At 66.5% G+C, this 3,428-nt stretch carries 4 protein-coding genes; 2 read left to right on the forward strand and 2 right to left on the reverse strand.

Annotated features, from left to right (window positions below; all coding sequences use genetic code 11):
- Positions 1–128 precede the first annotated feature (128 nt).
- Both AC1D0Z_RS18045 and AC1D0Z_RS18050 read right to left on the reverse strand, forming a co-directional pair.
- Positions 129–443 carry an EF-hand domain-containing protein gene (locus tag AC1D0Z_RS18045; protein WP_477659575.1) on the reverse strand — a complete coding sequence of 105 codons (315 nt, stop codon included), beginning with the start codon at positions 441–443 and terminating at the stop codon, positions 129–131.
- 73 nt (positions 444–516) lie between these two features.
- A complete protein-coding gene (locus tag AC1D0Z_RS18050) occupies positions 517–1,059 on the reverse strand; it encodes a hypothetical protein (RefSeq protein ID WP_477659576.1) in 543 nt (180 codons plus the stop codon).
- A 280-nt stretch (positions 1,060–1,339) separates the two neighbouring features.
- On the opposite strand from AC1D0Z_RS18050, the gene ompR reads away from it, so the two are divergent.
- Positions 1,340–2,089, forward strand: a complete 750-nt coding sequence (gene ompR, locus AC1D0Z_RS18055; protein ID WP_477659577.1) for an osmolarity response regulator transcription factor OmpR — start codon at positions 1,340–1,342, stop codon at positions 2,087–2,089.
- A 10-nt stretch (positions 2,090–2,099) separates the two neighbouring features.
- On the forward strand, positions 2,100–3,425 hold the full coding sequence (locus tag AC1D0Z_RS18060) for an ATP-binding protein (RefSeq protein ID WP_477659578.1): 1,326 nt from the start codon (positions 2,100–2,102) through the stop codon (positions 3,423–3,425).
- The last annotated feature ends 3 nt before the right edge of the window (positions 3,426–3,428 follow it).

The following is a 3,428-nucleotide window of genomic DNA, read 5'->3' on the forward strand; positions in this document are numbered from 1 at the left end:
GCACCAGCGCCAGCGTCGGCCAGTGTGCAGGGAGGAAGGGGGCAAAGGACATGTCATGGCTCCAGTGGTTGCGCCGGGCAGGCCGGACAGCATATCCGGCCCGCATCAGGAAGAAATGCGTGGCAGCGTCAGCTGGCTGACTTGCGCGAGCCTTTCTTCGACAGCAAAAATGTCTCAATGTCGGCCAGTGAAATAGCACCTGCATGGCTGGCATCGATGGCGTCAAAGTTTTTGTATACCTTGGGCATTTTTGCCTGCGCTTCCTCGCGGGTCAGCTTGCCGTCCTTGTTGGCGTCGGCCGCCTCAAAGCGTTTTTGCAATTCGGTGCGGGCTTTTTCCAGGCGGGCGGCGTTGGGTGCCTGTGCATGGGCCGCGGTGCCAAGCACGAGAAAGCCCATGAGGCCCATGATTGAAAGTGTGCGGGGTTTGAATGAGAGGGTCATGAGAGTGCTCCAAAAAAGAAAGTGAAGGTTGATACTTTTTTAAAACTGGATTTGATAAAGAGCTCGTTCCAGCTCAACGCGACGGGCAGCTCATTGCCGCACCGGCGGCGTCATAGCAGGTCGTGCTGCGGGTGACGCCGGTGGCCTGGTTATAGGAAGCCGTGCTTTGCACGCTGTTGCCGGTGGCGGCGCTGGTGGCTGTGGTGTTGCGGCTGGAAGTGACGGCGCCGTCTGCGGTCTTGCTGCTGCTGCCGCTGCTTTGCACACTGCCTTTGGCGCTGGCGGCAGCAAACTCCCCGCTGCGCTGCGCCGAGCCGTCCGCGCTGCGGCTGGCCTGGCCGGTGCGCACGGCGGTAGCGCCGTTGGGGCCTGTGGTGGAGGCGCTGCCCACGGTACTGGCATTGCCTTGCCCGTCGGCGGTGGTGCTGCGGTTGCGTACCCGTGTGCCGCCTTGTGGGCCCTGACGGGTGACGTCTCTGGTGGCGGTGGTGCCGCCATCGGCATGGGTGCGCACCACGTGGCGGCTGGCCGCTTCGGCCGGCGTGGCAAAACCTGTGGCCAGCAGGGCGCTTGCAAGGGCGGTGGTCAGGGTAGTGGCAGAGAACATGGTTTTCATGGCGAACTCCTTGAGGGGTGACGTTGAAGGGTGAGGGTTCCTGAGGTTGCGGCCGCATTGCGAGCGCCGTGATGTCACTGTGGCCGCCACATGTGAACCAACCATGGCTGCAGCAGGCCTCTTGATGACAAGGCATGAACAAACCCCGGCTTTGTCATCGTTTGTCATGATTTGCCGGGCAGGTGGCCGGGCGCGGGCCGCTACCATGGGGCATCTTTCTTGCGGCGGGGTGTTTTCTGATGGTTGTTTCCAGCGCGCTTTTGCAGACAGGCCCCTCACGATGAGCGAGCCACTGGCCCGGGTCCTGGTGGTCGACGACGAGGCTGACCTGCGCAGCCTGCTGCAGCGTTACCTGGGCGACCAGGGTTACGCCGTGCGCACGCTCGAAGACGCTAAAACCCTGGACACCCTGCTGGCACGCGAACGTTTTGACGTGCTGGTGCTCGATGTGATGATGCCGGGCGAAGACGGCCTGGCGGTGTGCCGGCGCCTGCGCGCGCAGGGTGAAACCATTCCCATCGTCATGCTCACTGCCCGGGGCGACCCGGTGGACCGCATCGTCGGGCTGGAGATGGGCGCTGACGATTACCTGCCCAAGCCTTTCAACCCGCGCGAGCTGCTGGCCCGCATCCAGGCGCTGGTGCGCCGGCAGCGCATGCTGGGCGCGCACAGCGGCCCGCTGCCCGGCCAGGGTACGGTGGAGTTCGGCGCCTTCACCCTGAAGCTGGAGGCACGCCGGCTCRAAAAAAACGGTGAAGACGTGCCGCTGACCACCGGTGAATTCAGCCTGCTGCAGGCGCTGGCCTTGCACCCCAACCGGCCGCTGGGCCGCGACAGGCTGATCGAGCTCGCCTACGGGCGAGACCACGAAGCCACCGACCGCAGCATCGACGTGCAGGTCATGCGCCTGCGCAAGCTGATTGAGTCGGACCCATCCCAGCCGGCGCACATCCAGACCGTGTGGGGCGTGGGCTATGTGTTTGTGCCGGAAGGCGGCGCGGCAAAAACGGGCAAGGCGGGCAAGGCATGAGGCTTTTTTTATGACCTTATTTCCGCGCAGCCTGCTGGGCCGCAATGTGCTGCTGATCGTGGTGCTCATCGTGGTGGGTCAGCTGGCCAGCGCGCTGCTGGTGCGCCAGCTGATCATGAAACCGCGCCTGGCGCAGCTTTCGGTGGCGGTGGCGCGCAATGTCAGCGCCATCCGCGCCGGCCTGGCCGCCATGCCGCCCGCGCAGCGTGAGGCTTTTGTGGCCCAGTTCAACCAGCGCGCCATGCAGGGCATTGCCGATGATGAGGTGGTTGACGGCCGTGGCGAACGCCGGCTGTTGAGCCGGCTCGAGCGGCGCTTCGTCAATGAAGCCTCGCGCGGCATCGCGCTGGAAGGCGAGGGCTCAGAAATCATCTGGCGCCGCGAAGCCGGCGGGAGCCTGGCGGTGCGGCTGCGCCTGGACGGCGCCGACCATTGGGTCAAGCTGCCGGGCGTGCTGCCGGCGCGTGAATTTACCGGCGCCTGGGTGGTGGCCTCGCTTGCCAGCGCCTTGCTGGCCGTGCTGGGCGCACTGCTGATTCACCGCTACCTGAACCTGCCCCTGCGCCGCGTGGTGGCTTCAGCGCACACGCTGGCCGGCGGCGCCAGCCCGCAGCCGCTGCCCGAAGACGGCCCCACCGAAATCGCCGACCTGAGCCGCAGCTTTAACCAGATGGTGCGCAGCCTGGCCCAGGCCGACGACGAGCGGGCGCTGATGCTGGCCGGGGTGTCGCACGACTTGCGCACGCCGCTGACCAAGCTGCGCCTGGGCATCGAGATCCTGCGCGACAAGGCCGATCGGGGCGACGATGAGCTGATGGCCCGCATGACGCGCGGCGTGGAAGAAATGGACGCCATCGTCAGCCAGTTCCTGGACTTCGCCCGCAGCGCCGAAAACGAAGCGCCGGCCCTAGTGGCACTGGACGTGCTGGCGGCCGAGGTGGCGGCCGCCTCGGCCGGCCACGGCATGCCGGTGGCGCTGCAGGGCGGCAACCCGCCGCCCGTGCCCTTGCGTCCGCGGGCGATGCGCCGCGTGCTCACCAACCTGGTTGAGAACGCCTGGCGCCATGGTCTCCCGCCGGTCACGATGGCCACCGGCGTGCAAGGCACCTCGGTCTGGATGGAGGTGACTGACCGCGGCGCCGGCATTGACGCCGCACAGGCCGAGGCTTTAAAGCAGCCCTTTCGCCGTGCGGAAAGTACGCGCACCGGCCCGCCCGGTGCCGGCCTGGGCCTGGCCATCGTGGACCGCATCGTGCGCGCACATGGTGGAAAGTTTGAGCTGCTGACTGCCAATGGCGGGGGCCTCTGCGCCCGGATCACGCTGCCGCGGGCCTGAAAC

The organism is Polaromonas sp. P1_E3, assembly GCF_056405935.1.

Excerpts from the sequence above, each read along its gene's own strand:
- AC1D0Z_RS18045 (WP_477659575.1), bottom strand. The coding sequence starts at position 443 with ATGACCCTCTCATTCAAACCCCGCACACTTTCAATCATGGGCCTCATG.
- AC1D0Z_RS18050 (WP_477659576.1), bottom strand. The coding sequence starts at position 1,059 with ATGAAAACCATGTTCTCTGCCACTACCCTGACCACCGCCCTTGCAAGC.
- AC1D0Z_RS18060 (WP_477659578.1), top strand. The coding sequence starts at position 2,100 with ATGACCTTATTTCCGCGCAGCCTGCTGGGCCGCAATGTGCTGCTGATC.